Annotated in this window: 24 protein-coding genes; 16 read left to right on the top strand and 8 right to left on the bottom strand. The window is 63.1% G+C overall.

Annotated elements, in window-relative coordinates; genetic code table 11:
• The 13 genes from holA to HBH1_RS03805 all read left to right on the top strand — a co-directional run bounded on the left by holA (position 1) and on the right by HBH1_RS03805 (position 12,252).
• The gene (gene holA / locus HBH1_RS03865; RefSeq protein WP_077237446.1) at positions 1-1,020 is read left to right on the top strand and encodes a DNA polymerase III subunit delta; all 1,020 of its coding nucleotides are present in this window, start codon (positions 1-3) and stop codon (positions 1,018-1,020) included.
• Between the two features lie 79 nt (positions 1,021-1,099).
• Complete coding sequence (locus tag HBH1_RS03860) at positions 1,100-2,368, top strand: glutamate-5-semialdehyde dehydrogenase (RefSeq protein WP_006461814.1); 1,269 nt, start codon at positions 1,100-1,102, stop codon at positions 2,366-2,368.
• A 39-nt stretch (positions 2,369-2,407) separates the two neighbouring features.
• Positions 2,408-2,833: a CopD family protein gene (locus tag HBH1_RS03855; protein WP_102661660.1), complete on the top strand. Its 426-nt coding sequence runs from the start codon at positions 2,408-2,410 to the stop codon at positions 2,831-2,833.
• Positions 2,834-2,888: 55 nt separating this feature from the next.
• On the top strand, positions 2,889-3,494 hold the full coding sequence (locus HBH1_RS03850; protein WP_102661659.1) for a 2-hydroxychromene-2-carboxylate isomerase: 606 nt from the start codon (positions 2,889-2,891) through the stop codon (positions 3,492-3,494).
• Between the two features lie 101 nt (positions 3,495-3,595).
• Entirely contained in the window at positions 3,596-4,852 is a 1,257-nt protein-coding gene (locus tag HBH1_RS03845; protein WP_102661658.1) for a THUMP domain-containing class I SAM-dependent RNA methyltransferase, read from the top strand.
• A gap of 179 nt (positions 4,853-5,031) precedes the next feature.
• Positions 5,032-5,445, top strand: a complete 414-nt coding sequence (locus HBH1_RS03840; protein WP_102661657.1) for a DoxX family protein — start codon at positions 5,032-5,034, stop codon at positions 5,443-5,445.
• 141 nt (positions 5,446-5,586) lie between these two features.
• Positions 5,587-6,417, top strand: a complete 831-nt coding sequence (locus HBH1_RS03835) for a dioxygenase family protein (RefSeq protein ID WP_102661656.1) — start codon at positions 5,587-5,589, stop codon at positions 6,415-6,417.
• A 52-nt stretch (positions 6,418-6,469) separates the two neighbouring features.
• A complete protein-coding gene (locus HBH1_RS03830) occupies positions 6,470-7,369 on the top strand; it encodes a LysR family transcriptional regulator (protein ID WP_102661655.1) in 900 nt (299 codons plus the stop codon).
• A 317-nt stretch (positions 7,370-7,686) separates the two neighbouring features.
• On the top strand, positions 7,687-8,214 hold the full coding sequence (locus HBH1_RS03825; RefSeq protein ID WP_102661654.1) for a 2,4'-dihydroxyacetophenone dioxygenase family protein: 528 nt from the start codon (positions 7,687-7,689) through the stop codon (positions 8,212-8,214).
• A gap of 11 nt (positions 8,215-8,225) precedes the next feature.
• Entirely contained in the window at positions 8,226-8,960 is a 735-nt protein-coding gene (locus HBH1_RS03820) for an SDR family NAD(P)-dependent oxidoreductase (RefSeq protein ID WP_102661653.1), read from the top strand.
• 238 nt (positions 8,961-9,198) lie between these two features.
• On the top strand, positions 9,199-10,485 hold the full coding sequence (locus HBH1_RS03815; protein WP_102661652.1) for an MFS transporter: 1,287 nt from the start codon (positions 9,199-9,201) through the stop codon (positions 10,483-10,485).
• A gap of 95 nt (positions 10,486-10,580) precedes the next feature.
• Entirely contained in the window at positions 10,581-11,306 is a 726-nt protein-coding gene (locus HBH1_RS03810; RefSeq protein WP_102661651.1) for an SDR family NAD(P)-dependent oxidoreductase, read from the top strand.
• 148 nt (positions 11,307-11,454) lie between these two features.
• The gene (locus HBH1_RS03805; protein ID WP_077237456.1) at positions 11,455-12,252 is read left to right on the top strand and encodes an IclR family transcriptional regulator; all 798 of its coding nucleotides are present in this window, start codon (positions 11,455-11,457) and stop codon (positions 12,250-12,252) included.
• A gap of 44 nt (positions 12,253-12,296) precedes the next feature.
• On the opposite strand, the gene HBH1_RS03800 is transcribed toward HBH1_RS03805, so the two are convergent.
• A complete protein-coding gene (locus HBH1_RS03800) occupies positions 12,297-13,922 on the bottom strand; it encodes an alkaline phosphatase D family protein (protein WP_102661650.1) in 1,626 nt (541 codons plus the stop codon).
• Positions 13,923-14,273: 351 nt separating this feature from the next.
• On the opposite strand from HBH1_RS03800, the gene HBH1_RS03795 reads away from it, so the two are divergent.
• Complete coding sequence (locus tag HBH1_RS03795) at positions 14,274-15,476, top strand: ammonium transporter (RefSeq protein ID WP_102661812.1); 1,203 nt, start codon at positions 14,274-14,276, stop codon at positions 15,474-15,476.
• Positions 15,477-15,696: 220 nt separating this feature from the next.
• Here the strand turns inward: HBH1_RS03795 and HBH1_RS03790 are convergent, their stop codons facing one another.
• The 4 genes from HBH1_RS03790 to HBH1_RS03775 are packed head-to-tail and all read right to left on the bottom strand — an operon-like array spanning position 15,697 to position 21,877.
• A complete protein-coding gene (locus HBH1_RS03790) occupies positions 15,697-17,040 on the bottom strand; it encodes an MFS transporter (RefSeq protein ID WP_102661649.1) in 1,344 nt (447 codons plus the stop codon).
• Between the two features lie 57 nt (positions 17,041-17,097).
• On the bottom strand, positions 17,098-18,549 hold the full coding sequence (locus HBH1_RS03785) for an aldehyde dehydrogenase (RefSeq protein WP_102661648.1): 1,452 nt from the start codon (positions 18,547-18,549) through the stop codon (positions 17,098-17,100).
• 34 nt (positions 18,550-18,583) lie between these two features.
• Complete coding sequence (gene mdlC / locus HBH1_RS03780; RefSeq protein ID WP_102661647.1) at positions 18,584-20,167, bottom strand: benzoylformate decarboxylase; 1,584 nt, start codon at positions 20,165-20,167, stop codon at positions 18,584-18,586.
• A 45-nt stretch (positions 20,168-20,212) separates the two neighbouring features.
• Complete coding sequence (locus HBH1_RS03775) at positions 20,213-21,877, bottom strand: FAD-dependent oxidoreductase (RefSeq protein ID WP_102661646.1); 1,665 nt, start codon at positions 21,875-21,877, stop codon at positions 20,213-20,215.
• Between the two features lie 158 nt (positions 21,878-22,035).
• On the opposite strand from HBH1_RS03775, the gene HBH1_RS03770 reads away from it, so the two are divergent.
• Complete coding sequence (locus HBH1_RS03770; protein WP_102661645.1) at positions 22,036-22,527, top strand: MarR family winged helix-turn-helix transcriptional regulator; 492 nt, start codon at positions 22,036-22,038, stop codon at positions 22,525-22,527.
• 478 nt (positions 22,528-23,005) lie between these two features.
• Here HBH1_RS03770 and HBH1_RS03765 read toward each other — a convergent pair whose 3' ends face one another.
• The 3 genes from HBH1_RS03765 to HBH1_RS03755 form a co-directional block, all read right to left on the bottom strand.
• Complete coding sequence (locus tag HBH1_RS03765) at positions 23,006-24,328, bottom strand: MFS transporter (RefSeq protein WP_102661644.1); 1,323 nt, start codon at positions 24,326-24,328, stop codon at positions 23,006-23,008.
• Between the two features lie 121 nt (positions 24,329-24,449).
• Positions 24,450-25,088, bottom strand: a complete 639-nt coding sequence (locus HBH1_RS03760; protein WP_006461835.1) for a 4-carboxy-4-hydroxy-2-oxoadipate aldolase/oxaloacetate decarboxylase — start codon at positions 25,086-25,088, stop codon at positions 24,450-24,452.
• Between the two features lie 30 nt (positions 25,089-25,118).
• Positions 25,119-25,985 carry an NAD(P)-dependent oxidoreductase gene (locus HBH1_RS03755; protein WP_102661643.1) on the bottom strand — a complete coding sequence of 289 codons (867 nt, stop codon included), beginning with the start codon at positions 25,983-25,985 and terminating at the stop codon, positions 25,119-25,121.
• A 176-nt stretch (positions 25,986-26,161) separates the two neighbouring features.
• Between HBH1_RS03755 and HBH1_RS03750 the strand changes: the two genes are divergently transcribed.
• Positions 26,162-26,851, top strand: a complete 690-nt coding sequence (locus HBH1_RS03750) for a GntR family transcriptional regulator (protein WP_208399292.1) — start codon at positions 26,162-26,164, stop codon at positions 26,849-26,851.
• Positions 26,852-26,944: the final 93 nt, after the last annotated feature.

Raw genomic sequence — 26,944 nt, 5'->3', positions numbered from 1 at the left:
ATGCAATTGCGCCACGACTCCCTGGACGCCCATCTCGGCAAATCGCTGGCGCCACTCTATGTGATCGCCAGCGACGAGCACCTGCTGGCACTGGAAGCGGCCGACAAGATCCGCCGCAGCGCCCGCGCCAATGGCTATACCGAGCGCGAAGTGCTGGTGGTGGAACGCAGCTTCAAGTGGGGCGAACTGCTGGCGGCCAACCAGTCGCAATCGCTGTTCGGCGACAAGAAGCTGATCGAACTGCGCATCCCCACCGGCAAGCCCGGCAAGGATGGCGGCCAGGCCCTGCAGGATTACGCCGCCAATCTCTCGCCCGACAACCTCACCATCATCAGCCTGCCCAAGCTGGACTGGGCCACGCAGAAGGCGGCCTGGGTCGGCGCCCTGCAGCAGGCGGCGGTGTACATCGACATCCCGCTGGTGGAACGCGCCCAGTTGCCGGGCTGGATCGGCAACCGCCTGGCTGCCCAGCAGCAGAGCGCTGACCGTCCCTGCCTGGACTTCATCGCCGACCGCGTGGAAGGCAACCTGCTGGCCGCGCACCAGGAAATCCAGAAGCTGGCCCTGCTCTATCCGCCCGGCAAGCTCGGTTTCGAACAGGTGCAGGACGCCGTGCTCAATGTGGCACGCTACGATGTCTTCAAACTCAACGAAGCCATGCTCTCCGGCGACATCGCCCGTCTCACCCGCATGATGGACGGCCTCAAGGGTGAAGGCGAGGCCCTGCCGCTGGTCCTGTGGGCCGTGACCGAGGAAATCCGTACGCTCCTCAAGCTCAAGTCCGGCATGGCCCAGGGCAAGCCGGTAGGCGCGCTGCTCAAGGAATACCGCATCTGGGGTCCGCGCGAACGACTGATGGAACCGGCCCTGCGCCGCATCAGCCTGGCCGCGCTGGAACAGGCCCTGCAGGAAGCCGCCCTGGTGGACCGCATGGTCAAGGGCCTGCGCGCCCGCACCTTTGCCGGCGACCCGTGGGACGCCCTGCTGCAACTGGGACTGAAACTGGCCCGCGGGCGCTGAGCCGCCGGCAGGCCCATCTAGATCGCGCAACACAGACATACCAACACGGCCGCGCCCATCGCGCTGCGGAGGAACCAGAATGGAAAACATCGAACTCTACATGAACCGCATCGGCCAGCAGGCCCGTGCCGCCTCGCGTGCCATGGCGCGTGCCGATACCGCCGCCAAGAACCAGGCGCTGCTGCTGATCGCCGCCGCCATCCGTCGCGATGCGGACGCGCTGCGCGCCGCCAATGCGCTGGACCTGGATGCGGCCCGCGCCAATGGTCTGGCCGAGGCCATGCTGGACCGCCTGACGCTGTCCGACAAGGCCATCGCCACCATGGCCGAAGGCCTGGAGCAGATCGCCTCGCTGCCCGACCCGATCGGCGAGATCAGCAACATGAAATACCGCCCCACCGGCATCCAGGTCGGCCAGATGCGTGTGCCCCTGGGCGTGATCGGCATCATCTACGAGGCCCGTCCCAACGTCACCGTGGACGCCGCCGGACTGTGCATCAAGAGCGGCAATGCCACCATCCTGCGCGGTGGTTCCGAAGCCATCCATTGCAACCAGGCGCTGGCCAGGCTGGTGAAAGAAGGCCTGGCCGGTGCCGGCCTGCCCGAAGATGCGGTGCAGGTGGTCGAGACCACCGACCGCGCCGCCGTCGGTGTGCTCATCACCCTGCAGGAATACGTGGACGTCATCGTGCCGCGTGGCGGCAAGGGCCTGATCGAACGCCTGATCAAGGAAGCCAAGGTCCCCATGATCAAGCACCTCGACGGCATCTGCCACGTCTACATCGACGACAAGGCCGACACCCGCAAGGCGCTGGACGTGGCCTTCAACGCCAAATGCCATCGCTACGGCACCTGCAACACCATGGAGACCCTGCTGGTGTCGCGCAACATCGCCGCAGCCGTGCTGCCCCCGCTGGCCGAACTGTATCGTGTCAAGGAAGTGGAACTGCGCTGCGACCCTGAGGCGGCCGATATCCTGGCCGACTACCCCTTCCTGAAGCCGGCCACGGCTGAAGACTGGGACACCGAATACCTGGCCCCGATCCTGGCCGTGAAGGTGGTGGCCGACATGGATGAGGCCATCGATCACATCAACCGCCATTCCTCCCAGCACACCGACAGCATCATCACCGAGGACTACACCCGCGCCATGCGCTTCCTGCGCGAAGTGGATTCGGCCTCGGTCATGGTCAACGCCTCGACCCGCTTTGCCGATGGTTTCGAATACGGCCTGGGTGCCGAGATCGGCATCTCCAACGACAAGCTGCACGCGCGCGGCCCGGTGGGCCTGGAAGGCCTGACCTCGCTGAAGTATGTGGTGCTGGGCCAGGGCCAGGTACGCCAGTAACCGATCACGTCAACCCGAACGCCAACGCCAAGGACCGTCATGCTCTGGATCAAAGCCCTGCACATCGTCTTCATCGCCTCCTGGTTCGCCGGCCTGTTCTATCTGCCGCGCATCTTCGTGAACCTGGCGCAGGAGACCGACCTGGTCTCCCGCGAACGCCTGCTGGGCATGGCGCGCCGGCTGTACCGCTTCACCGGCATGACCGCGCTGGTGGCGCTGGTGCTGGGCGCATGGCTGCTGGCCATCACCTGGCAATTCTGGAAGGGCCCGGGCAACGGCTGGCTGCATGCCAAGCTGTTCCTGGTGGTGCTGGTGATCGGCTACCACCACGCCTGCGGCGCCCTGCTCAAGAAGTTCGAGCACGGCAAGAATACCCGCAGCCACGTCTGGTTCCGCTGGTTCAATGAAGTTCCGGTGCTGCTGATGCTGGCCATCGTGATCCTGGTCGTCGTCAAGCCGTTCTGATATCCCCAAGCCACGTACCTCTCACCACACACCATCATCCCTTCCGGAGCCGGTCATGAGCAAAGTCTGTGAATACTTTTTCGCCCCGCATTCTCCGTTCGCCTATCTGGGGCACGAACGTTTCGTCGCCCTCGCCGAGAAATACCAGGTGCAGATCCTTCCCAAACCCTTCGACCTGTCGAAGATCTTCGGCGTCTCCGGTGGTCTGCCGCTGGCCAAGCGCGCCCCGCAGCGCCAGGCCTATCGCCTCAAGGAACTGGCGCGCTGGAGCGAATTCCTGGGTAAGCCGATGATCCTGCAACCGACCTATTTCCCGGTCAACAGCGATACCGCCGCCCGCCTGATCATTGCCACCCAGCTCGCGCACGGCACCGCCGCGTCGCTGCGCCTGACCGGGGCCATCATGCGCGCCGTCTGGGAGGAGCAGAAGAACATCGCCGACACCGATACCCTGGTCGCCATTGCCAACGCCCAGGAGCACGATGGTGCGGCCCTGCTGAAATCGGCCGAGACCGCCAGCGTGCAGGCCGAGTTCGACCGTTTCACCGATGAAGCCAATGCCGCCAGCGTGTTCGGCGCCCCCTGGTTCGTCTACGAAGGCGAAGGCTACTGGGGCCAGGACCGCCTCGATTTCGTCGAGCGCGCCTTCGCGAAAGGCTGAGCGGCCAGCGTACAATGACGCCGGGCTGCGCAATGAACAGAAGCGCAGCCCGGCGTTCTGATTTTTGAAGCCCTGTTTTTCAACGGATAAAAGGTACTCCCATGCAACCCCAAGACACCCAATACTCTTACTTCTGCCCCTGCCCGCGTGGCCTGGAAGTGGCACTGGCAGAAGAACTCAACGAGATCGCCGCCCATGCCGGCCCCGCCGCCAATCTCAAGGTGCACAACCAGGTCCCGGGTGGCGTGCATTGCTCCGGCACGCTGCTGGCGGCCTACCAGATGAACCTGCATTCGCGCATCGCCAGCCGCGTGCTGCTGCGCATGGGTCACGGTTCCTACAAGAACGAAAACGACATCTACGACCTCACCCTGGCCCAGGCCTGGGAAGACTGGTTCAAGGTCTCGCACACCATCCGCGTGGACCTCACCGCCGTGAAGTCGCCGCTGCGCAGCCTGGAATTCAGCACGCTCAAGATCAAGGATGCCATCTGCGACCGCTTCCTCGACCAGTTCAAGCTGCGTCCCTCGGTCAATACCCGCACGCCCGACATGCGCATCGCCGGCTTCGTCGATGCCCACAACTTCACGGTCTACCTGGATACCTCCGGCGAAGCGCTGTTCAAGCGCGGCTGGCGCGAAGAGACCGGTGACGCCCCGCTGCGCGAGAACCTGGCGGCAGGTCTCTTGCGCACCTCCGGCTGGAAGCCGGGCGTGCCGCTGTTCGATCCCATGTGCGGCTCCGGCACCATCCTGGCCGAAGCCGCCCAGATGATTGCCGGCGTGCCGCCCGGCGCGCGTCGCCGCTTTGCCTTCGAGAAGTTCAGCAACTTCGACGCCGATGCCTGGTTCGCCATCAAGGGTGACTTCAAACCCAACCCGATACCGACCACGCCGACGCTCTTCGGCAGCGACATTTCCGGTGACATGGTGGAACTGACCCGCAAGAACCTGCTGCGTGCCGGCGTGCATTTCGAGGTACCGCTCAAGCAGATCGAGGCGCAGGAGATCAAGCCACCGCTGGATGCCGATGGCCAGCCGCTGGTCGGCATCATCCTCTCCAACCCGCCCTACGGCGAACGGATCGGCGTGCGTGGTGATCGCGCCCTGCCGACCGAAGAACTGTTCACGCAATTCTTCAGCGCCTTCTCCAGCACCCTGAAGCAGCGCTTTGCCGGCTGGAGCGTGTTCCTGTTCTCGGCCGACCTCGGCCTGCCCAAGCTGATGCGCCTGAAGGAATCGCGCAAGACCCCGTTCTTCAACGGCGCCCTGGAATGCCGCCTGTTCCGCTTCGACATGGTGGCCGGCTACAACCGCCGCGAAGAGGCCAAGCCGCATTCCCGCGACAGCGAGGACTGAAGCAGGACAGGCGGGACCGGATTGTCAACCGCACCAAGACAATCCATCCCGCCGCAGGCGGTTTATCCGGCCCGCATTCTTCCCTACAGTGTGGACATGGCCCATCTCCATCACGCCCGCCAGAGAGCGCGCAGGATAGCTGGCCTGCCTTCATCCACTCCACACTTCCCGGGATCATCATGAGCACCGTCACCGTCAATACCCGCGCCGACTACGCCGCCTTCCTGCTGCGCGTCACCATGGGCATCTTCTTCCTGGTCCACGCCGGACTGAAAATCTTCGTCTTCACCCCGGCTGGCACCGTGGGCTTCTTTGCCTCGCTGGGTGTACCCGGCTGGTTCGCCTATCCCGTGATGGCGCTGGAAGTGGTGGGCGGCATTGCGCTGGTGCTGGGCTACTACGGTCGTTGGCTGGCACTGCCCCTGGCGGCCGACCTGCTGGGCGCCATCGTGCTGGTCCACGGCAAGGCAGGATTCTTCTTCACCAACCCCAAGGGTGGCTGGGAATACCTGGCGCTGTGGATCGTCGGCCTGGTCGCCGTGTTCCTGCTGGGCGACGGCGCCTTTGCCCTCAAGCGTGAAGAGCGCAGTTGATCGCCCTGTTTGCCGAAATCATCCAGCCGGGCCACGCGCCCGGCAAAATTCATCTAGATTCAGTTTGATCGTCGATATCTCTTAGTTCAGTTCTTGCATGCGGGAAATCAAGTTTTCCACAGGCGACTCAAGGAAACCATCATGTCCGATACCCTCCACCTGCCCTCGCTGTTCGTCTCGCACGGCTCGCCCATGCTGGCCGTGGAACCCGGCCGTACCGGTCCGCTGCTGGCCGGCATCGGCGCCGCCCTGCCGCGCCCGCGTGGCATCGTGATGATGTCGCCACACTGGGAGACCTTCACCCCGCGCGTGGGCAACCAGGCCAGGCCGCGCGTGATCCACGATTTCGGCGGTTTCCCGCAGGCGCTCTATGCACTGGACTACCCCGCACCAGGCGCGCCCGCACTGGCCGAACATGTGGCCCAGCGGCTGCGCGATGGCGGCCTGCCGGCCAATACGGATGACGGCTGGGGGCTGGACCACGGTGCCTGGGTACCGCTGCGTTATCTTTATCCACAGGCTGATGTGCCGGTGATCCAGCTGTCGCTGCAATCGCAGCAACCGCCGGCCTATCACTTCCAGGTCGGGCAGTTGCTGGCACCGCTGGCCCGCGAAGGCATCCTGCTGGTCGGCTCGGGCAGCTTCACGCACAATCTGCGCGAACTGCGTCGCAATGATGCCGATGCGGGCGACGCGCCGCATACGCTGGAATTCCTGCAATGGTTCCTGGAGCGCATGCAGGCCGGTGACCTCGAGGCGCTCTTCGGTTACCGGACCACGGCCCCGCACGCGGTGCGCACCCATCCCAGCGACGAACACCTGCTGAGCCTGTTCTTCGCCATGGGCGCGGCCGATGACTGGACCCGGCTGGTTCACCTGGACAGCGGTTCGACGTATCATAGCCTGCGCATGGACGCCTTCGCCTTCGGCACGGCCTCCAGCCTGCTGGCACAACTACCGGCTGCCGCCTGAGCCCCCGTCTCCCTGACGGCGCCGGCGCGGCGCCATCTGGGGGATAGACGGGTTGAACAAACTGCGTGAAATCGAATGCTTCATTGCCGTGGCCGAGCTGGGCAGTTTCGTCAAGGCCGCCGATGCGCTGGGCATCTCCAAGGCGGCCGTCTCGCGCACCGTACTGGAACTGGAAGCCCGCCTGGGCTCCCGCCTCATGCAACGGACCACGCGCCGGCTCTCGCTCACCGAGGCCGGCGGTCTCTACCTCGAACGCTGCAAGCAGATCGTGGCCGACCTGGAAGCCGCCGACGACCTGCTCTCGGCCGGCGCCGCCCGACCGGCCGGCCTGCTGCGCATCAACGCCCCGGTCACCTTCGGCGTGCTGCACCTGGCGCCACTCTGGCCGATGTTCCTGGAGCGTTACCCGGAGGTGGAGCTGGACATCACCTTGTCGGACCGCATCGTCGACATCATCGATGAAGGCTACGACCTGGCCATCCGCATCGCCCGGCTGGCCGATTCCACCCTGATCCACCGCAAGCTCACCAGCACCAGCCTGCCGGTATGCGCCTCGCCCGCCTATCTGGAAAAACACGGCACGCCCCCCCATCCGCACGACCTGGCGCGGCACCAGGTCATCAGCTACAGCTACAACCAGGGCAAGGATGAATGGCAGTTCAGTGGCCCGGAAGGACCGGTCAGCGTGCGCGTGAATTCGCGCATGCACGCCAACAACGGTGACAGCTGCGTGCAGGCGGCGCTGGGCGGCGTGGGCATCACGCGCCAGCCCACTTTCATGATCGACCAGTATCTGCGCAGCGGCCAGCTGGTCCCCATCCTCGCCGACTACGGCACGCCTTCGCTGGGCATCTACGCCGTCTATCCCAGCCGCGCCCACCTGCCAGCCAAGGTCAGGGCGATGCTGGACTTCCTCGCCGAGGCATTCGCCCAGGTCCATTGGGACCACTGACAGCGCCACGCACCCGCTGGCACCCGGCCTCACCTTCCCATCCCCTGCAGCAGCGCTCCCGCCCGATGGCTTGAACGTCATCGGCGCATAAATTTCATCATTCCAGGCCAGCCCCTTGCGCTCGTGTTGCGTGCCTCGGCCTGCCTTTGCCTGCCTGACGCTTGATCGATATCAAGGATGGCGACTCGCTTTTGTGGAAACGGGATCGGGCCACTACGCTGTTGACTTTCACTTTCTGATCATTCAAAGTGACCATATTGCAGACGCATTGTTCATATCATGGACAATAAAAGACAAATATCCCGCCTGGAGACCTCATGAGCACACTCATGCCCGCTGACGCGAAGATGCAGCCCTATCAATTCCCCAACCCCAAGGAAGCCCCGCTGGAAATCGTGGTCAACCCCGCTGTCCCCGAGGACGAGCGCGTCTGGGTACCGCAGGCCGACAACGTCTGGTTCCGCCCGCTCTGCCTCAATGTCTCGCAGGGCTACTGGACCAATCTGCTGCGCGTGCGCAAGTCCGGCGTGCTCTCACGCCACCGCCATCCCGCGCCCGTCCACGGCATGGTGCTCAAGGGGAAATGGCGCTACCTGGAGCATGACTGGATCGCCGAACAAGGTAGCTATGTCTTCGAACCGCCCGGCGAGACCCATACCCTCTACGTACCGGAAGACGTGGAAGAAATGATCACCTACTTCCACATCACCGGCGTGATGTTCTACTGCGACCCCTGGGGCAAGTTCGAAGGCTATGAAGATGTCTTCACCAAGCTCGATATGTGCCGCAAGCATTACGAAGCAGTCGGGCTGGGCAGCGACTACGTCGACCGCTTCGTGCGCTGAGGGCGGAGCGCATGCATTACGACACTGCGAACTACGATTTCCCTGACTGCGTGGCCGTGGTCACCGGCGGCCATGGCGGTATCGGCGCGGCCATCGCGGCGCGCCTGGCCGAGGCCGGCGCACGCGTGGTGGTGTGGGACCTGCACCAGGCTGCCAGCTCCCCCTACCGACAGCAACAGGTGGACATCACCGATGCAGGCTCGGTCGAGGATGCGGTCCATCAGTTGCTGGTGGAGACCGGCCGCATCGACTTCCTGATCAACAATGCCGGTTATGCCGGCCCCACCGTGCCGCTGGACGAATACGACGTGGCCGAATGGCATCGCATCGTGCAAGTCAACCTGCTGGGGGTCTTCCACGCCTGCCGCAGCGTGGTCCCGGCCATGCGTGCGGCCGGACGCGGGCGCATCGTCAACATCGCCTCGCTGGCCGGCAAGGAAGGCACGCCCAATGCGTCAGCCTACAGCGCCGCCAAGGCCGGCGTGCTGGCGCTGACCAAGTCGCTCGGCAAGGAACTGGCCGAGACCGGCATCCTGGTCAATGCCATCGCCCCGGCGGCGGTCAAGACGGCGCTGCTGGAACAGATGTCGCCGGCCCACGTCCAGACCATGATCGCCAAGAGCCCCATGCACCGCCTCGGCAGCGTGGAAGAAGTGGCCGAACTGTGCGCCTGGCTGTGCTCGGGCTCGTGCAGCTTCAATACAGGTGCCGTATTCGACCTCTCCGGTGGCCGCGCCACCTACTGAGCAGAGCAGGAAGGCAGAACCGCAGAATCATCCGGGCAAGCGAGGATCACGGCCAGGGGCGATGCAGACATCACCCCGGCCGTGCCGGAGCAGTAGCAGGGACGGCATCCACAACGTCCTCAAGACCGCGTCCTCGCATGACGCTTTCGCCATGTCACCGACACAGAGCGCCGCAGCAGACGGCGCCGGCAGGAAGCACGCCAATGGCATCAACTCATTCACTCTGGAGACGTAACCCATGGAAGTCCAAAAGGAAAAGAGCCCCCGACTCAAACGCATACAGGTCGTCGCACTGACCTTCCTGATGCTGGCAGGCATCGTCAACTATCTTGACCGCAGCACCCTGTCCATCGCCAATCATTCGGTGAGCCAGGAACTGAACCTGAGCGCCTCGCAGATGGGCCTGCTGCTGTCGGCCTTCTCGCTGGCCTACGCCTTCTCGCAATTGCCCATCGGCGCCATGCTGGACAAGTTCGGCGCGCGCGTGATGCTGGGCGCCGGCATGTTCGTCTGGTCGCTGGCGCAACTGGCCGGCGGCTTCGTCAACACCCTGCAGCAATTCCTGGTGGCCCGCGTGTTCCTGGGCCTGGGCGAGGCACCGCAATTCCCGGCCGGGGCCAAGGTGGTCTCGGAGTGGTTCGCCATGCGCGAACGCGGTGGACCGACCGGCATCTTCGTGGCCTCCTCCACCATCGGCCCCGCCCTGGCGCCGCCCATCCTCACCATCCTGATGCTGTCCTTCGGCTGGCGCATGATGTTCGTCATCATGGGCGTACTGGGCATCGCGGTGTCGGTGGGCTGGTATCTGTTCTACCGCAATCGCAACGAAATCGAACTGACCCCGTCCGAGGTGCTGTACCTGGCCGACGACCACGACACCGATCCCAATGCCAACGCCAAGCTGACCTGGAACGAGTGGAAGAGCCTCTTCAAGTACCGCACCACCTGGGGCATGCTGTTTGGCTTCATGGGCGTGATCTACATGGTCTGGCTGTACCTGACCTGGCTGCCGGCCTATCTGGAGCATGAGCGTCACCTGTCCATCGCACGTACCGGCTGGGTGGTGGTCATCCCCTACATCTTCGGCACCCTCGGCATGCTGTCCTCCGGCTATATCGCCGATGGCCTGATGAAGCGCGGCATGCCCGCCATCCGCAGCCGCAAGTGGCCGATCTGTGCCGGCCTGATCGGCGCCGGCGCATTCACCATCCCGGCCGCCTACACCCCCAGCACCACCCTGGCGATCGTCTATATCTCGCTGGCCATGGCCTTCGTGAACATGGCCTCGGGCGGTGCCTGGGCACTGGTGTCGGTAGCCATCCCGCGCCGTCTGGTGGCTTCGCTGGGCAGCATGCAGAACTTCGGCGGCTACCTCGGTGGCTCGCTGGCGCCGGTCATCACCGGGGTGGTGGTGGACCAGACCCACTCCTTCGTCAACGCCCTGCTGATCAGTGCGGCGGTGGCCTTTGCAGCAGCGCTGGTGTACATGTTCGTGGTCGACAAACCCATCGAATCGCACGCCTGATCCCGTTCTACGCAGTCGCCTGACCCGATGCCGCCGCCCGCGGGTAGCGGCATCCAGCCAGTCCCCTGCCACCCTCGCTATCCACAAGGAACACCATGAGCTTCATTCCCGATCTTCTGCAGGGCAAGACCGCCCTCGTCACCGGCGGCACCCAGGGCATAGGCGGCGCCGTCGCACGCCAGCTGGCAGCACTCGGCGCCCGCGTCGTTGCAGCCGGATTGCCGCCCTTCGCCCACGAGGAATTCACCGGCACCGACATCACCCTGGTGGAAATGAACGTGGCCAGCGAAGAGAGCGTACGCGCTGCCCTGGCCGGCCTCAAGCAACTGGACATCGTGGTCAACTGCGCCGGCATCATCAAGCGCGGCGCGGAACTGGAGACCGAAGTCTTCGAACAGGTGATCGCCGTCAACCTCACCGGCACCATGCGCGTGTGCGCGGCTTCCCGTGAATTGCTGCGACAGTCCGGCGGCTGCATCGTCAACACCGCCTCCATGCTCAGCTTCTTCGGTGGTGGCCTGGTCCCCGGCTATAGCGCCAGCAAGGGCGGCGTAGCGCAGCTGACCAAGTCACTGGCCATTGCCTATGCGGCCGACGGCATCCGCGTCAATGCGGTGGCGCCGGGCTGGATCGCCACCCCGCTCACCCAGGCCCTGCAGGACGACCCGACCCGCGCCGGCCCTATCCTGGCGCGCACTCCCTTGAACCGCTGGGGCCGCCCGGAAGACATCGGCAATGTCGTGGCCTTCCTCTGCTCACCCGCCGCCTCCTTCATGACCGGCACCATCATCCCGGTCGACGGCGGCTATCTGATTGCCTGATCCCCCCATGCCATGCATGCCTTTTCCCGCGTCCGCTGCTCCAGGCGGCGCGGGCTTTTTTGCGCTGGGACGCTACCAGGCTCCGCTATAATCTGCCCGCTCCCGCTCCCGCTCCCGATTCTGCTCCTGTCTCCTTAAGCCTGCGCCCATGCCAGACCACGACAAACATCCCGACGATCCGAACAAGATTGCCGGCACCGCCGCCTTCTCCAAGTTCGTCGCCGTGCTGCAATTGATCGCCGACCAGGACGCGCCGCTGAACATCGCGCAGCTGGCGGCGCTCTCTGGCTATCCGCGCCCCACCGTCTATCGCATCCTGGCCGCCCTGATGGCAGAGGGCATGGTGGTGGAAAACCCACGCAGCAAACAGTTCGAGGTGGGACCGCGCCTGATCAACCTGGCCAGCCGCGCCTGGGACCGCAGCGATATCCGCACCACCGCCATCGAACCGCTGCGCCAGCTGCGCGACATCACCCGCGAGACCATCCACCTGGCCGTCCCCAGCGACGTCAGCATGGTCTACATCGAGAAACTGGAAAGCCCGCAAGCCGTGCGCATGGCCTCGCGCATCGGCACCCGCGTGACGCTCTATTCGAGTTCGGTGGGCAAGGCCTATCTGGCCGGCCTGGAAGAATCGCGCCGCGAAAACCTGATGCGCACGCTGCAGATGGAGCCCTTCACCGAGCATACCCACACCGATCTGTCGGCTCTGCGCCAAGACCTGGAACAGACCCGCGCCCGCGGCTATGCCGAAGACCGTGAAGAGAACGAAGCCCAGATCTTCTGCTACGGTGCCGCCATCGTCGGCGCCGATGGCTTGCCGGTGGCCTGCGTGAGCGTGAGCATCCCGCTGTTCCGGCGCCTGCCCGATCCACAGCAGGCCTATGTGGCGCCGCTGCTGCAAGCCTGCGCCACCATCTCGCGCAAGCTGGCCGGACCGGGCTGAAACCGGTCCGGCCTTCAGCTCAAGGCCGCATCAGGCATTGAACATCAGGCCTCGGGCGGCAGTTCAACCTTGTAGATTTCCTTGCCGTCGGTATTGTGCAGCGTCACGGTGAGCGTCTCCGATTTCGCATCGATCTTGCCGATACCGAAGAACTGCAGCAGCTCCGCCGGGGAGCGGTTCTGCTTCATGTCCGCCGGAATGCTCACGAAACGCACATCCGGACCGAAGGTGCGATCGATCTCGCCCGGGCCGAAGGTACCGGCGTTGATCGGCCCCCCGACGAATTCCCAGAAAGGCTTGAAATCGGTGAACTGCGCGCGTTCGGGCGCATAGTGGGTGGCCGAGGCATAGTGCACATCGGCCGTCACCCACACCACGTTCTTGATGTCGTGCTGCTTGATGAAGCGCAGCAGCTCCGCCACCTCCAGTTCACGCCCCGACGGCTTGCCATTGTCGGCATTGGCCCAGGCCTCGAAGGTGCCGGGCGACACATCGACATTGAGGTCCGGCACCACGATGGACAAGGGCATGTCGCTGGCGATCAGCTTCCAGGTCGAGCGTGAGCGCAGCAGCGCCTGCTTGATCCAGCGCATCTGCTCCGGCCCGAGAAACTCGGCATCGTGACCGCCGCGCTGGCGATTGGGCGAATTGCGACCGCGATAGCTGCGCTCGTCCAGCATGAACACCTCCAGCAGCGGTCCGTGATTGAAGGCGCGATAGATGCGGAAAGGATCGGCCTGGTCGATGCGGAAGGGATTGTGTTCGAACATGGCCTGGCGCGCACGGGCCGCCAGCACATCGATGTTGCGCTCGTCGTAGCGCTTTTCCTGGGCGCCGATCACCTGGCCCGGATACCAGTTGTTGCGCACCTCGTGGTCGTCCCACTGCACCAGGAACGGCACCTCGGCGGCGAAGCGGCGCTTGCTGGCATCCAGCATGTTGTAGGCGAAGTTGCCGCGATAGTCGTCCAGCGTCTGCGCCACCTTGGACTTGGCCTCGGTCACCACATTGCGCCACAGGCTGCCATCGTCCAGCTTCACCTCGGCCTGGATCGGACCGTCCGCATAGATCTGGTCGCCCGAATGGATGAAGAAGTCAGGACGGAAGCGGCGCATGCTCTCGTACACCCGGTAGCCACCCCATTGCTCATTGATGCCCCAGCCCTGGCCGGCTTCGTCCCCCGAGAAGGCGAAGGTGATGTCGCGTGCCTGCCCGCGCGCCGCGGCCGGCACCACCAGGCTGCCGGTCAGCGGCTCGCTCAGGGCCGACTCATGCACCAGGTCCTGGAAACGCACGCGGTAATACACCCGCTGCCCTGCCGGCAAAACCCGCAGGTCCACGCGGGCGGTGTAGTCGTCCCGCGCCAGCGCGGTGGGGCCGGCGATGCGCACCGCATCGGCGAAGTTCTCGCTGGTGGAATACTCCACCAGCATGCGCGCATTGCGGTCGGCGCGCGCCCAGACGATGGCGCTGTCGCGGGTAACGTCGCCGCTCATGATCCCGCCCGGGAACTGCGGGCGCAGACGCTCGGCGGTGACGATGGCCGGCGCGGCAGCCAGGCTGGCGGGGCTGGCGATCACGGCCACGCTGCCGGCGGCGGCGGCAGTGACGGCGCTGTCGCGCAGGAAGCGGCGACGGCTGGGTTCGGCTGGCGAATTCTGGTCTGGCATGGCAACTCCTGAGGGTGAGGAAAAAAGAAGGGAGTTGCAATTTAGCAATCGCGTATGACCGTTCCATGAAAGCACGATGACCAATGCTGACCGGATCCCCCAAAACGGCTAAATGACGTGATTTTCAAAAAAATTCGAGCCGCCCTGCTCTCGCACCAAAACAAACCGCACCACCGTACCGCCCGCCCACATCGCACAATTTTCGTGCGCATCACAAGCTGACAAGCACCTGACGCACCTGAAAAGTCCTTTTGAATCAAGCCACTGCAAAATAATCACCAAAATGGAACGAAAATTGCATCAGTCCGGGCTTTCGACTCTTTCCTTGCACAATTTTTGGGAGATTTTCTGGTGGACGATCACAAAAACGGCGCAGACGCCCTCTTCATCCTGCTGGGGGCGATCATGATCCTGGCCATGCATGCCGGCTTCGCGTTCCTGGAACTGGGGACGGTGCGCAAGAAGAACCAGGTCAATGCCCTGGTGAAGATCCTGGCCGACTTCGCGGTCTCGACCATTGTCTATTTCTTCATCGGCTACTACGTCGCCTATGGCGTGAGCTTCTTTGCCGGTGCCGAAACCCTGGCCGAGCGCAGTGGCTTCGAGCTGGTGAAGTTCTTCTTCCTGCTGACCTTCGCCGCCGCCATTCCAGCCATCATCTCGGGCGGCATCGCCGAGCGCTCCAAATTCAACCCGCAGCTGCTGGCAACAGCCGTACTGGTCGGCCTGGTCTATCCCTTCTTCGAGGGCATCGCCTGGAACCAGCACTTCGGCGTACAGGCCTGGCTGGCGGCCACCTTCGGCGCCGAATTCCACGACTTCGCCGGTTCCATCGTGGTCCACGCCGTCGGCGGCTGGATCGCCTTGCCCGCCGTGCTGCTGCTGGGTGCGCGCCGCGGCCGCTACAGCAAGGAAGGCGCGGTCGCCGCCCATCCCCCCTCCAACATCCCCTTCCTGGCACTGGGCGCATGGATCCTGACGGTGGGCTGGTTCGGCTTCAACGTGATGAGCGCGCAGACCCTGGACAAGATGAACGGCCTGGTCGCGATGAACTCCCTCATGGCCATGGCCGGTGGCACCCTGGTCGCACTGCTGATGGGCCGCAACGACCCCGGCTTCGCCTACAACGGCCCGCTGGCCGGCCTGGTCGCGGTATGTGCCGGCTCCGACCTGATGCACCCCCTGGGCGCGCTGGTCACCGGCGGCATGGCCGGCGCCATCTTCGTGTGGATGTTCACCCGCACCCAGAACAAATGGAAGATCGACGACGTGCTGGGTGTCTGGCCCCTGCATGGGCTATGCGGCCTGTGGGGCGGCCTGGCGGCTGGCATCTTCGGCTTGCAGGCGCTGGGGGGACGCGGTGGCGTGTCGTTCATGTCGCAACTGGTGGGCAGCGTGATGGGCATCGCCATTGCGGCGCTGGGCGGATGGATCGTGTACGGCCTGCTGAAGAAGACGGTCGGCATCCGCCTTGATCCTGAACAGGAATTCGAAGGCGCCGATCTGGCGATCCATAAGATTTCGTCGACGGCGGAGCGGGAGACGAGTTGGTGAAGATGACGGTGGAATGAAAATTACCGCCCTATTTTCACAATAAAGTCGGCTGAGCCCTAACATCCGCCGAGCACCCTGATAGTGGGCTGATAGCGTAGTCAAAGGCGGATCAGCTCCCATGGAAAGACCACCAGTATGGTGGTCTTTCCGCTATTGGAGCACGATAACCGCCACTGTCCACCTTCGAGTAGTCGCGCACTTAGTGCATCGCCTGAACTTTTCAGCCAGTGATTGCGGGTATATGTCGTCGCACAACCGCCAGCGCCAACAACACCAACGTCATCGCGCCAGCCAGCAACACCAGGTAGGAAAACGCGCCACCGCTGGTGATCACTGATGCGCCGGCGAACGCGCTCAAAATGGAGCCCAGGCGGCCGAATGAAAATGCCGAGGCAGTGCCTGTGGCACGCACGCTGGTTGGGTATACATGGGCACACAAGGCAACCATGGTCACCTGCACGGCGTTGACGAACATACCGTGTGCGAACAGACCACTCATGGTCGCGGCGACGTTGCTGCTCAGGTTCAGCCTTGTCAGCAACAATACACTCAGCGTCGCACCCAGGCAGCAGAGCAGCAACGGCACACGTGATCCGAAGCGGGTGATCATCAGGGCACAGAGCAGCGCACCCAGCGCCCCTCCCATGTTGTAGAGCGTCAATCCGAAACCGGCGCTGGTGATCGAAAAGCCTTCGCTACTCAGCATCGTCGGCAGCCAACTGAATGCGGTGTATACCGACAGCAGGCACATAAAGAAGGCGCACCAGATCGCAATGGTATCGAGTGCAAGGCCACCTTTGAATAAGGCCGAGAATCCCGCGTGCTGTTCCGCATTCTGTTCGCGACGGTCGACGAACTGGACATCACCAGCCTCTGCAGAGAGCGGACGGGACATGCGCGCCAGCAGGACTTTCAGTTCGGGCCAGCGCGCGGGACGTCGCGACAGGAAGCGCGGCGACTCCGGCAAGGCCATGATCATCACCACGACCAGCCCCATCGGTAGCACGCCTCCGACCAGGAACAGTGCACGCCATCCAAACATCGGCAACACGAAACTTGCCAGCAAGCCAGCCACCATCCCGCCCAAGGGAATGGAGAGGATAGTGATGGTGATGGCCAGGGTGCGAAAACGTGCTGGAGAAAACTCCGCCGTGAGGGTCGATGCAGTTGGCACTGCGCCGCCTATGCCTAGGCCCGCGATGAAGCGCAGCAGCATGATGGTCGTGGTGTCCGGTGCCATACTGATTGCGGCCGTGGCGACAGAAAACACCACGACACTAACGATGACTGCCCGGCGACGCCCGAATCGGTCCGCCATCAGTCCTGCCGTGGCGGCGCCGATGGCCATGCCGACCAGACCGGCTGCTACGACCGGGGCAAAGGCGGCGCGGGTAAGTCCCCATTCCTTGATAAGGATGGGCATGGCAAAGCCGATCAGCTGGGTATCGCAGCCATCGAAGATGACGGCCAGTGCCGTCAGCAGCACGATGAGTTTCTGAAAGCGAGTGAAGGGACCATCGTCGAGCACCTTGCCGATGTCGATGGTCGTGGTGGGGCTGGTCATGCGTGTCTCCTCATGTGCGGCTTTTTTCCGCTTGTTTTGAGTGCGGTGTGGGAACGACTAGAAGGGGTAGTGCCTGGGAGTTGTTTGCAGGGTGATCCAGCGCAGATCGGTGAATTCAGCAATCCCGGCCTTGCCACCGAAACGGCCGATGCCACTGCCCTTGACGCCACCAAAGGGCATCTGTGCTTCGTCATGCACGGTGGGGCCGTTGATGTGACAGATGCCCGATTCGATGCGACGCGCCAATTGCATCGCCCTGGCAGCATCGCGACTGAAGATGGCGGACGACAATCCGTACTGGTTATCATTGGCCAGCGCAATCGCGTGTTCGTCATCATTGGCGCGGATGATCGGCTTGACAGGTCCGAACGACTCCTCATGGAAGATGTGCATCTCCGGCGTCACATGGTCAAGCAGGGTAGCCGACATCAGCGTGGTATCGGCGCGCCCACCGCATACCAGGGTCGCCCCCTTGACGAGTGCATCCTCGATCAATGCATTACAGCGCTGCACCGTAGCCATATCGCACACCGAACCCAGCACCACGGACCCACGCCGCGGGTCTCCCACGGGCAGCGCCATCGCCTTGAGACGCAGGCGCGCAACGAAGTCGTCGGCGATACGAGCATCAACGATGATGCGCTCGGTCGACATGCAGACTTGACCTGAGTTGATGAACGCGCCGAATGCAGCGCCATCGACGGCGGCATCAAGATCGGCATCATGCAGCACCAGCAGCGGTGCCTTGCCGCCCAGTTCAAGTACGGCCGGCGTCAGGTATTCTGCGCAGCGCCGGGCAATCAGTTTGCCAACCTGAGTCGATCCGGTGAAGTTGACGCGGCGTACAGCCGGTGCGGCGATGATGGCGTCGACGATGGCCGGCGCATCTTGCGGCGCATTGCTCAGGTAATTCAGTACGCCTGGCGGCAGGCCCGCATCGGCGAAGGCCTCCACAATGAGCCCATGGGTGGCCGGGCAGATCTCCGATCCTTTGAAGATCACCGTATTGCCACAGGCCAGTGGCGTGGCCACGGCGCGCACCCCCAGAATCACTGGTGCATTCCATGGTGCGATGCCCAGCACCACGCCGGCGGCCTGGCGCACACCCAATGCCAACGAGCCAGGAATATCGGACGGGATGACTTCACCCGCTATCTGGGTGGTCATGGCTGCGGCTTCGCGCAGGGTTTCCACACCCAGGTGCACATTGAAACGTGCCCAGACTTCGGAGGCGCCGGTCTCGGCCATCATCGCCGCAACCAGGGCATCGGACTTGTCATGCAGTGCACGAGCCGCGCTATCAAGCATGTTGCGGCGGACGCCGGGGCCGGTCTGGGACCAGGCCGGGAAGGCGCGTGCCGCACTGTGGACGGCAGCGAGCGCATCCTCGGTAGTGGCTGCGGCTGCCTCAGTGGCAACGGCGTTGTCGAGAGGATTGCGGCGCTCAAAGCTGGCGCCGGCGGTGGATGGTACACGGGCGCCGTCGATAAACAGTTGAGTCTGGTTCATGTCATGAATCTCCTTTTATGGCGAATGAGCAGGATCAGGCCACCACGATCTCGACCAGGTTCGGCCGGTTCTCGGCCAATGCACGGCGCAGGGTATCCGCCAGCGTAGCGGCGTCCTCGACGCGCGTGGCAGGGCAGCCCATGGAACCGGCGAGGGCGACGAAATCGATGTCAGGCAGTTGCGTCCCTTGCACCGCCTCGTCCTTGCCGAAGCCGAAGTGAAGTGCGAAATCGCATAGCGCTTCATATCGCCGATTGTTGAGGATGATGAAGGTCACCGGCAAACCCAATTGGCTGGCGCTCCACAAGGACTGGATCGAATACATGCTGGAGCCATCGCCGATGAGGCCGATGACCTTGCGCGCAGGATCGGCCAAGGCCACGCCAACGGCGGCGGGCATGCCATAGCCCAGGCCGCCGCTGGCCATCGTAAAGAAGGTGTGCGGCTGCGTGAACGGCAGATAGTGCTGCATGGTGCGACGTGAGCTGGGTGACTCTTCCACCACGATGTGGCTGGCATCGCGCACCTCGGACAATGTCTGCAGGACGAAGGCAGCCGTCATCAGGGGCGATGGCTCGGCATGCGGCACCGGCGCGCGAGGTGCGGGCGTCGGCCGCTGCAGATCGTCCGTACGCGCCAGCAGATCGGCCAGACCCAACTTGATGTTGCCCAGCACAGAGATACCCGCTGGTGCTGACGCGGCGACCGAGATGTCGTCGACCAGTTGGCACAATGTAGCGTCAGGTGGGAGATGCGGACCGCTGCCCTCGACATGGTAGGTGAAGGCAGGCGCGCCGACCACGAAGACCAGATCGTGTCCGCCCAGCGCTTGTACGATGCGCTCGCGCATCGGCGGCAGAAAGCCCGCGAACAAGGCATGGTTTTCAGGGAAGCTGCAGCGTGCCGACATCGGCGCGACAAACACACGCGCCCGGTGACGTTCGGCCAACGCGACGATCTCATCCCAGGCATTGGCCTGATCGATGGCAGCACCGACCACGAAGGCAGGCCGCCGGCACTGCGCCAGCGCCGCAGCCAGCGGTTCGATGGAGTCCGGCGCGGGACGTACCTGGGTCAATACTTGCAGGGGCTGCAGCGGTGTGGTGGAACGATCCCAGTCATCCACCGGGATCGACACGAACACCGGGCCGCGTGGCTCTTGCATGGCCACATGATAAGCGCGCACCAGGGCCAGTGGCACGTCTTCGGCGCGAGCCGGTTCGATGCTCCACTTCACATAGGGCTTGGGTAGTTCGGCCGCGTCACGCGAGCCCAGATAGGGATCGAACGGCAGGATGGAGCGGGCTTGCTGACCGGCGGTGACGATCATGGGCGTGCGGTTCTTGAAGGCGGTGAAGAGGTTGCCCATCGCATTGCCGACACCAGCGGCCGAATGCAGGTTGACGAAGCTGGCCTTACCGGTGGCCTGTGCATAACCGTCCGCCATACCGATCACGACCGCCTCGTGCAAGCCGAGTACATAACGGAAGTCGGAAGGGAAGTCGCGAAGCAGGGGCAACTCGGTCGAACCAGGATTACCGAATATCTTGTCGATGCCGACCTGACGCAGGAAGTCAAATACAGCATCACGTACAGTGAAGGAAGCGGTGGAACTCATCGTGGGTGTCTCCTTGTCGTTATCACTTATGGGATTGGCCGGACGTCAGCCTGGCAGCACATGGCACAGCAGCCGATCAATGATGCGTTCGGCATCACTGCAATCGGCAAGGCTGCCGCGCCAGGCGACGATCTGATCCGGGCGGATCAGGACCAGCGGTACCTCATAGCCGGCGATGACCTCGGGGTCATCGAGGTGCAGCACCGTCAGGCTGCCGCGATAGCGCTGCATGGCATGGCTGAACGGTGTGGTGTCGGCATCCGGCTGGCCCAGGCACAGCAAGGTCCAACCGAAACCAAAGTGGTCATACAGTGAACTGCCGTCCTGCAGCCAGAAATGCGGGGGGCGTCCGCCAGGGCTGGCCGTCGGCGTATAGGTATTGGCCGCATCCGCAGGAGCCGGGCTGCCATCGGCGATGATCGCCGGAGATCCATCGTAGCGACCACCGAAGGTGATACCGGGGATATTGAATTCGGCTCGACCATGTTGTTTCAGGTAGAGGCCTGCTGCGGCACGCGCGGCGGCGCCCTCTGCGCTGTCCTGCTCCAGTTCGGCTACGGGGGTGAACAGCCCCAACGAGTCGGCGAACTTGCGCGCGTAGCTGGTATTGCGCAGCGCCAACGGTCGGCGTTCGGCCTCATAGGTGTCCAGCAACGCCGGACTGGCCTGGCCGTGCAGTACGGCCGCCAGCTTCCAGCCGAGATTGACCGCGTCCTCGACAGCGGTGTTGTAGCCCAGACCGCCGGTGGGGGTGAACAGATGCACCGCATCGCCGCCAAGGAATACACGTCCACGCCGGAAATGATCAGCGACCAGCGAATGCCCTGCAGTCCAGCCGCCCTTAGACAGTATCTCCACCGGCAAGTCACGTCCTACCGCCGCGCAGAACAGTCCGCGCGCATCCGCCTCCGTGATGGCGTCTTCCTTCTCATGAGGCCGCAGCTGCGTATGGAAAGCAAACTCTCCCTTGCCGTCGACAGCAGCCATGAAGGCACGCCGGTCACCGTTGAAGGTGACATTCATCCATGCTGGCGCATGTGGCATCTGTTCGTAGAAAGTCGGACAGCGTAGGTAGACAGCGAACATGCGGCCGCCCATGAAATCGCGCTGCACGCCGGTTTCGCCCGTGTAACTCAATCCCAGCCGCTCTCGCACCGCACTGCGGGGACCGTCGGCGCCCATCAGGTAATGGCTGCGGACCTCAAAGCGTTCACCGGTATGGCGATGCTCGACGGTCGTGATGACGTGGTCTGAATGCTCGGTGAAATTCAGTATCCGATGCGCATAGCGCACGTCTACGCCATCAAGCCGTTCAGCCTGGCGGCGCAGCTCGGCTTCGACATACTTTTGCGACACCCGGTGCGGCAGCTCCGCCGCACTCCACGAGCCCCGCAACTCGCGTGCCCGGGTCTTTGCCTGCTGTGCCGACGGTAGCCGAAAGCGCGCCAGTTCATGCCCGGCATAGCGCGTGAAATAGGCAATGTCGGTGGGGAAATCCGCCGGTAGCCCCTGGGCACGGATCTCATCGGCAAAACCCAGCCGCCGGAAATGTTCCATCGTCCGTGCCTGGGTGGCATTGGCCTGCGGGTTGAATGCCGTGCTGTCCTTTTCATCGGCGAGCAGCACACTCACACCGCGTCTTCCCAGTTCGTTGGCCAGCATGAGGCCGCACGGCCCTCCGCCGCAAATCATTACGTCTACCGCCTTCATCTGCTTTCCTTTGTCTCTTGTTATAGGCGGACTTATAGTAAGGATGCCTTACTATATTCGTCAAGCTGGATTTTGTAAAAGCAAGGGAAAACCGAAGGTGCCGGTATACTTCGCGTAATCTGCCTCATTGACACCACGCCCACCCGGCGGCCAGACGCATGGATGTGACACCCAAGAAGACCCGAAAGCCGGCCAGGCCGGCAGTTCCCGCCAGCAATGATGCCTGGCGTGCAACAAACCTCGGCCGCCTGCTCAACCAGGCCGTGCAGCGTTTTGAAGAGAGTGTGCTGGCCAAGATGGTCGCGGCCGGCCATGGGCAATTCACCCTGAGCCACATCAGCGTTACACGCAACCTCGACGTCCAAGGCACCCGCGCCACCGAGATCGCCAAGCGCGCCTCCATCACCAAGCAGTCCCTGGGAGAACTGGTACTACAGTTGGAGAAGCTGGGCATCGTCATGCGCGAACCCGATCCCAGCGACGGCCGGGCCAAGATCGTGCGCTTTACGCCGCAAGGCATGTTGTGGTTGGAACAGTTCCACCAGGCGGTAGAAGAGACGGAAGCAGAGATCGCGGCGGCCCTTGGACCCACGCTTTACCTGGCCCTCAAGGAAGGGCTACTCGGTTACACCGGACGACATCAGACTTGATATCCACGCCCGACGGCTATCCAGCAGTTTGGCAACACGCTTGCTCAGCCTGATGTGTTGATTGCGATGTATCGATAGTGAAGTCGCGCGCCTGGTCGGCAACTTGCGCGATATGAGAGCGCGCATTGAACAGCGCCAGCGCTACCAGGCGGATCCACCAGCCCCGCAAGACGGTACAGCGACACCCTCGCGACGTTGCGCTTATACGATGGCGCGACCAGACGTATGGCCAGACCCACCCAGAACAGGGTGAAGGCAAAGAACACCGGTATCCCTGCACAGAGACCAAGGGGTGGCTCTTTGGAGTGCTTTGACAGGACTCGCGGCGCGCATAAGCTTGAAAAGTAGCTGTCTGTGCTACAGGCCGTTGGGTGGGCAACAGCGGCAATACGCAAGGCTGCGTGGCTTGCGCGTCACCGATTCCATCCCGGGCGCCGTCCTCCACCCAGAAGCGAGAGACAGCGCCGAACAGGACCGTTCAAGCGTGCGCCGGCTCACGAATGGTCAGGATGGTGATGAAGCACAGCACCGAGCACACCGCCAGAAACACCCAGACAAAGCTCCAGCTGTAGTTGTCCAGCAAGAGACCGGCGATCAGCGGCGCACAGGCCCCCCCCAGTTGCCCGAGTGTATTGACCATCGCACTGGCCATCGGATAGACCTTGCGGGAGGTCATGCCCATCGGATAGACCATGTACGTGGAATAGCCGATGTTGAGCAGGATCCCCGTCAGCAGCAGCAGCGCGCCATACAGGAAGGGATCGGCCGGCGAGTTGATGAGGATGACCATCATGATGGTGGTGGAAAAAGCCGAAATCAGCATGGCCGGCTTGCGACGCTTGTCGAGCAGGCGATCGGTCATCATGCCGCCCAGAAGATTGCCGATCACCGCGCCCACCCAGGGGGCGGCAGCGACCATGCCCATGTTGGTGACGGAGTAGCCCTTGACGCTGATCAGGTAGGTCGGAATCCAGGCGAGCAGAACGTTCACGATCGCGGTCATGAAGAAATAGCCCAGCGCCGCACCCATGATGTTCCATGAACGGAAGATGCCCTTGGTCGTGTCGACCGTGGCGACCTTGCTGGTGCGGATCAGGCGATCCAGCAGGGCGAAATCGCGCTTGCTGCTCGGGGCCTGGGCGGTACCGCTGGCGGCCCGATCATCATTGATGTGCTGTAGCTCTTCCTCGGACACATGACGGCTTTCCGAGGGCCGGTTCTTCACCACCAGCAGCCACACCACCGACAGGACGATGCCGGGCAGCGCGAAGATATAGAAGATATAGCGCCAGCCCCAGTAATGGATGATGACCGCACAGACCGGCGGCACCAGCACCGGGCCGAACTTGGCGGCAGCCAGGAAGATCCCCGTCATGGTGCCTTTTTCGCGCGCCGGAAACCAGTTGTTGATGGTCGAGGTGATACCGATGGGCAGCGGGCCTTCCGCCAATCCCAAGCCGAAGCGGTAGATCTTCAGCATCAGCAGCGATGAGGCCGTGCCGATCAAGCCGGTGAACAGGGAGGTCGCCAACATGGCGAGCGAAAACACGCGGGGAATGCCAAAGCGCGTGTAGGCCAGGCCGGACGGCAGCTGCGCGAGGCTATAGGCGAACAGGAAAATGCTGGCCAGTGCACCGGCTTCGGTGTTGGACATCACGAATTCCTTGCGCAGGAACGGCAAGGCGACGCCCAGGTTGGCACGGTCGGCGGCAGCCACCGTGTACACAATGAAAATCAGTGCGCCGATGACCCATCTGAAATGGCTCTTCGACTTCGTACGTTCCATGGCTACCGCTTCCATTCAAGTCTCCTTCAGCGATTGAAGCATTTTCTGTTTTTCGTCTGCGCCGCCCGGCGCCAACAGGCCAGGGGCAGGCAGGAAGATGGAGTCCGGTCTTGCGCCGGCTCTCCCTTTCGGCGGCTTACACCAGACCGTAATTCTTGAGGATGTCCTGCAACTTCATGAGCTCGACGGTGGAGGCGCCGTCCTCGATGGCGCGACGCATCTTTTCTTCCTTTTCTTCGCGCGCGATGCTGCTGGCGATGGTCGCTTCGACTTCATCTTTTGCTACCACTGCCAGGCCGTCGCGATCGCCCACGATGATGTCACCGGGATGGATGACGACATCGCCAATGACCACCGGAACGTTGACCCGGCCCGGCTGGTGCTTGCCGGTGCCCTTGATGGACAGGCCGCGGCAGAAGACCGGGAATCCCAGATCGATGATGGTGTTCGCATCGCGTACGCAGCCATTGACCACCAACCCTGCGATGCCGCGCTTCATTGCCAGCACGGTCAGCACGTCACCCCACGGACCGGCTTCCATGAAGGCCTTGGCATCGACCACCAGCACGTCGCCCGGTTTGGCCTGCAGGACCGCGTAGTGCAGCACCAGGTTGTCGCCCGGGCGGGCATCCACCGTCAGGGCCGGACCGGCCAGGCGAGAGGTGGGATCGATTGGTTTCATGCCGTGGTCCAGGGCGCCCTTGGCACCCTGTGCTTCGTAGACCGTGGCCGAACCGAGCTCACGTAACTGGGTAATCTGTTCTTTGGTGGTCATGATGGATATGTCCTGGGTTGGAAGTTGAAGTCAGGTTGCATCGCCAGCGGCGAGCAACCAGGTAAGAGCCTGTCCGACGTCGGGGTTGTCCACGTCCAGTGGACGTCGCTCCAGCAGCGCCGCGGTGGTATTGAAACGCTCCTCCACACCCGGCAGCACCAGCGACGGCAGCCCCTGGCCGTCGAGTTCCCGGCGCGCATCGTGGACTTCATGGGCACGGCGTTTTGCATGGATCACGTGAGTGCGCACCAGCATGTCGATGAAGCTGCGCAGTGGGGTCTCGTCGATATCCTTCAACTGGTGATATAGCTCTTCGCGTACGCCCTGCTTCTCGGCGCTCATCAACAGCTCGACCGCCAGCGCTTCCATACCTTTGGTGAAAATGCTGCGCAGGATCTTCAGCGAAATCGCAGCGCCCGGACTGGCGCCCTCGATGACCTGCACCCGGCCGTTGGCGGTGAGCAGCACCTCCCTGAAATCGGCGGCCTTGCGCCCGGCCGCCAGCAGTGGGGTCTTTTCCCAGTTGAGCGAAATGGCGCCCATGATGGCCACATCCACGTATTCGAATCCGGCCGCACGGGCGGTGGCGAAGGCTTGCTTCTTGGTCTCCGGGCTGGCGGTGGTCAGATCGGCAAATCCGGTCCCCGCGTCCAGGAACGCTGCCACCTGTTCGACCACGGCCAGGGCCTGTGTCCCGGTCACGCAGGAAAACACCCAATGTACATTTTCGAAGCAAACGCCTGGCTGCTGGTGTAGCTCCAGGCTCCATTGGCTGGCCAGCTCCCGGGCCGCCGGGGAAGGAAAGGCTTCGCAGAGGATCAGTTCATGTCCTGCTGCATAGAGGGCTTTGGCATAGCAGCGACCAACTTCGCCCATGCCGACGATTGCAATGCGCATCGATGTCTCCGGTTTGAATATTTTTACGAAGAATACAAAAAAAGTACAATTAAGGCAAATCAGTTTCTTGCCTGACCTAAAAAAACCACAAAAAGAACAATATTGGGACATTCAAGCCGAATGCGCCGCCCTGTTGGACGAGGTCGGGATGGCGCATATAGAATCCGCCATCGGCAATGGAAACGGGAGCATCGAAGGTGGAACGCGGCAAGGACAAGGTCTACGAAGTACTCCGTCAGCGTGTTGTCGGAGGACGATACAAGCCAGGCACCCAGCTCAAGGAAGAACCGCTTGCGCGTGAATTGGGAGTCAGCCGTACGCCTGTGCGGACCGCCCTGAGACGTCTTGTCGAGGAGGGCCTGGCCACTGCCGACGCCGGCCAGGGTATCCACGTGGCGGCCTGGAGCGAGTGGGATATCGAAGAAACCTTCCAGCTGCGCATGTTGCTGGAGCCCTATGCAGCCAGCCTGGCTGCCGAGCGTGGCGACGAGGAAATGCTGAAGATCCTGAAGGACAGCAATGAAAGGATGGCCTCTGCCATCCGCGATGGCGGCCCCCATTCAGTCGAAAAGATCCAGGCGGCCAACAGCACCTTCCACCGGACCATCCTCGATTATTCCGCTTCGCCGCGCTTGCGTGCGATGCTGGAGACCATCATCGACATGCCCATCATCGTCCGTTCCTTCCACCTCTATGAACCGGCACAACTGGAGCAAAGCCTGCATCACCATCAGGACCTGGTCCTGGCAATGGAAGCAAAAGATGGCGAACTGGCACGCCAGGTCATGCGCCTGCACCTGCGAATGTCCTACCACCGCTTCATGAAGCGACGCAGTGAGTATCAGGGGCTAGGCGCGCCCGGATGACTGCTCGCGGACAGGTCCGCAGCATGACACCTTGAGGGCTTCCGCATGGATTGAGGAGGGAGTCTGGGCGATACAGGAAGGGGGCTACGAGAA

The sequence above is a fragment of the Herbaspirillum sp. BH-1 genome, assembly GCF_002870055.1.
In the GTDB taxonomy this organism is placed as follows: domain Bacteria; phylum Pseudomonadota; class Gammaproteobacteria; order Burkholderiales; family Burkholderiaceae_D; genus Herbaspirillum; species Herbaspirillum frisingense.
This window is presented reverse-complemented; position numbering and strand designations above follow the sequence as displayed.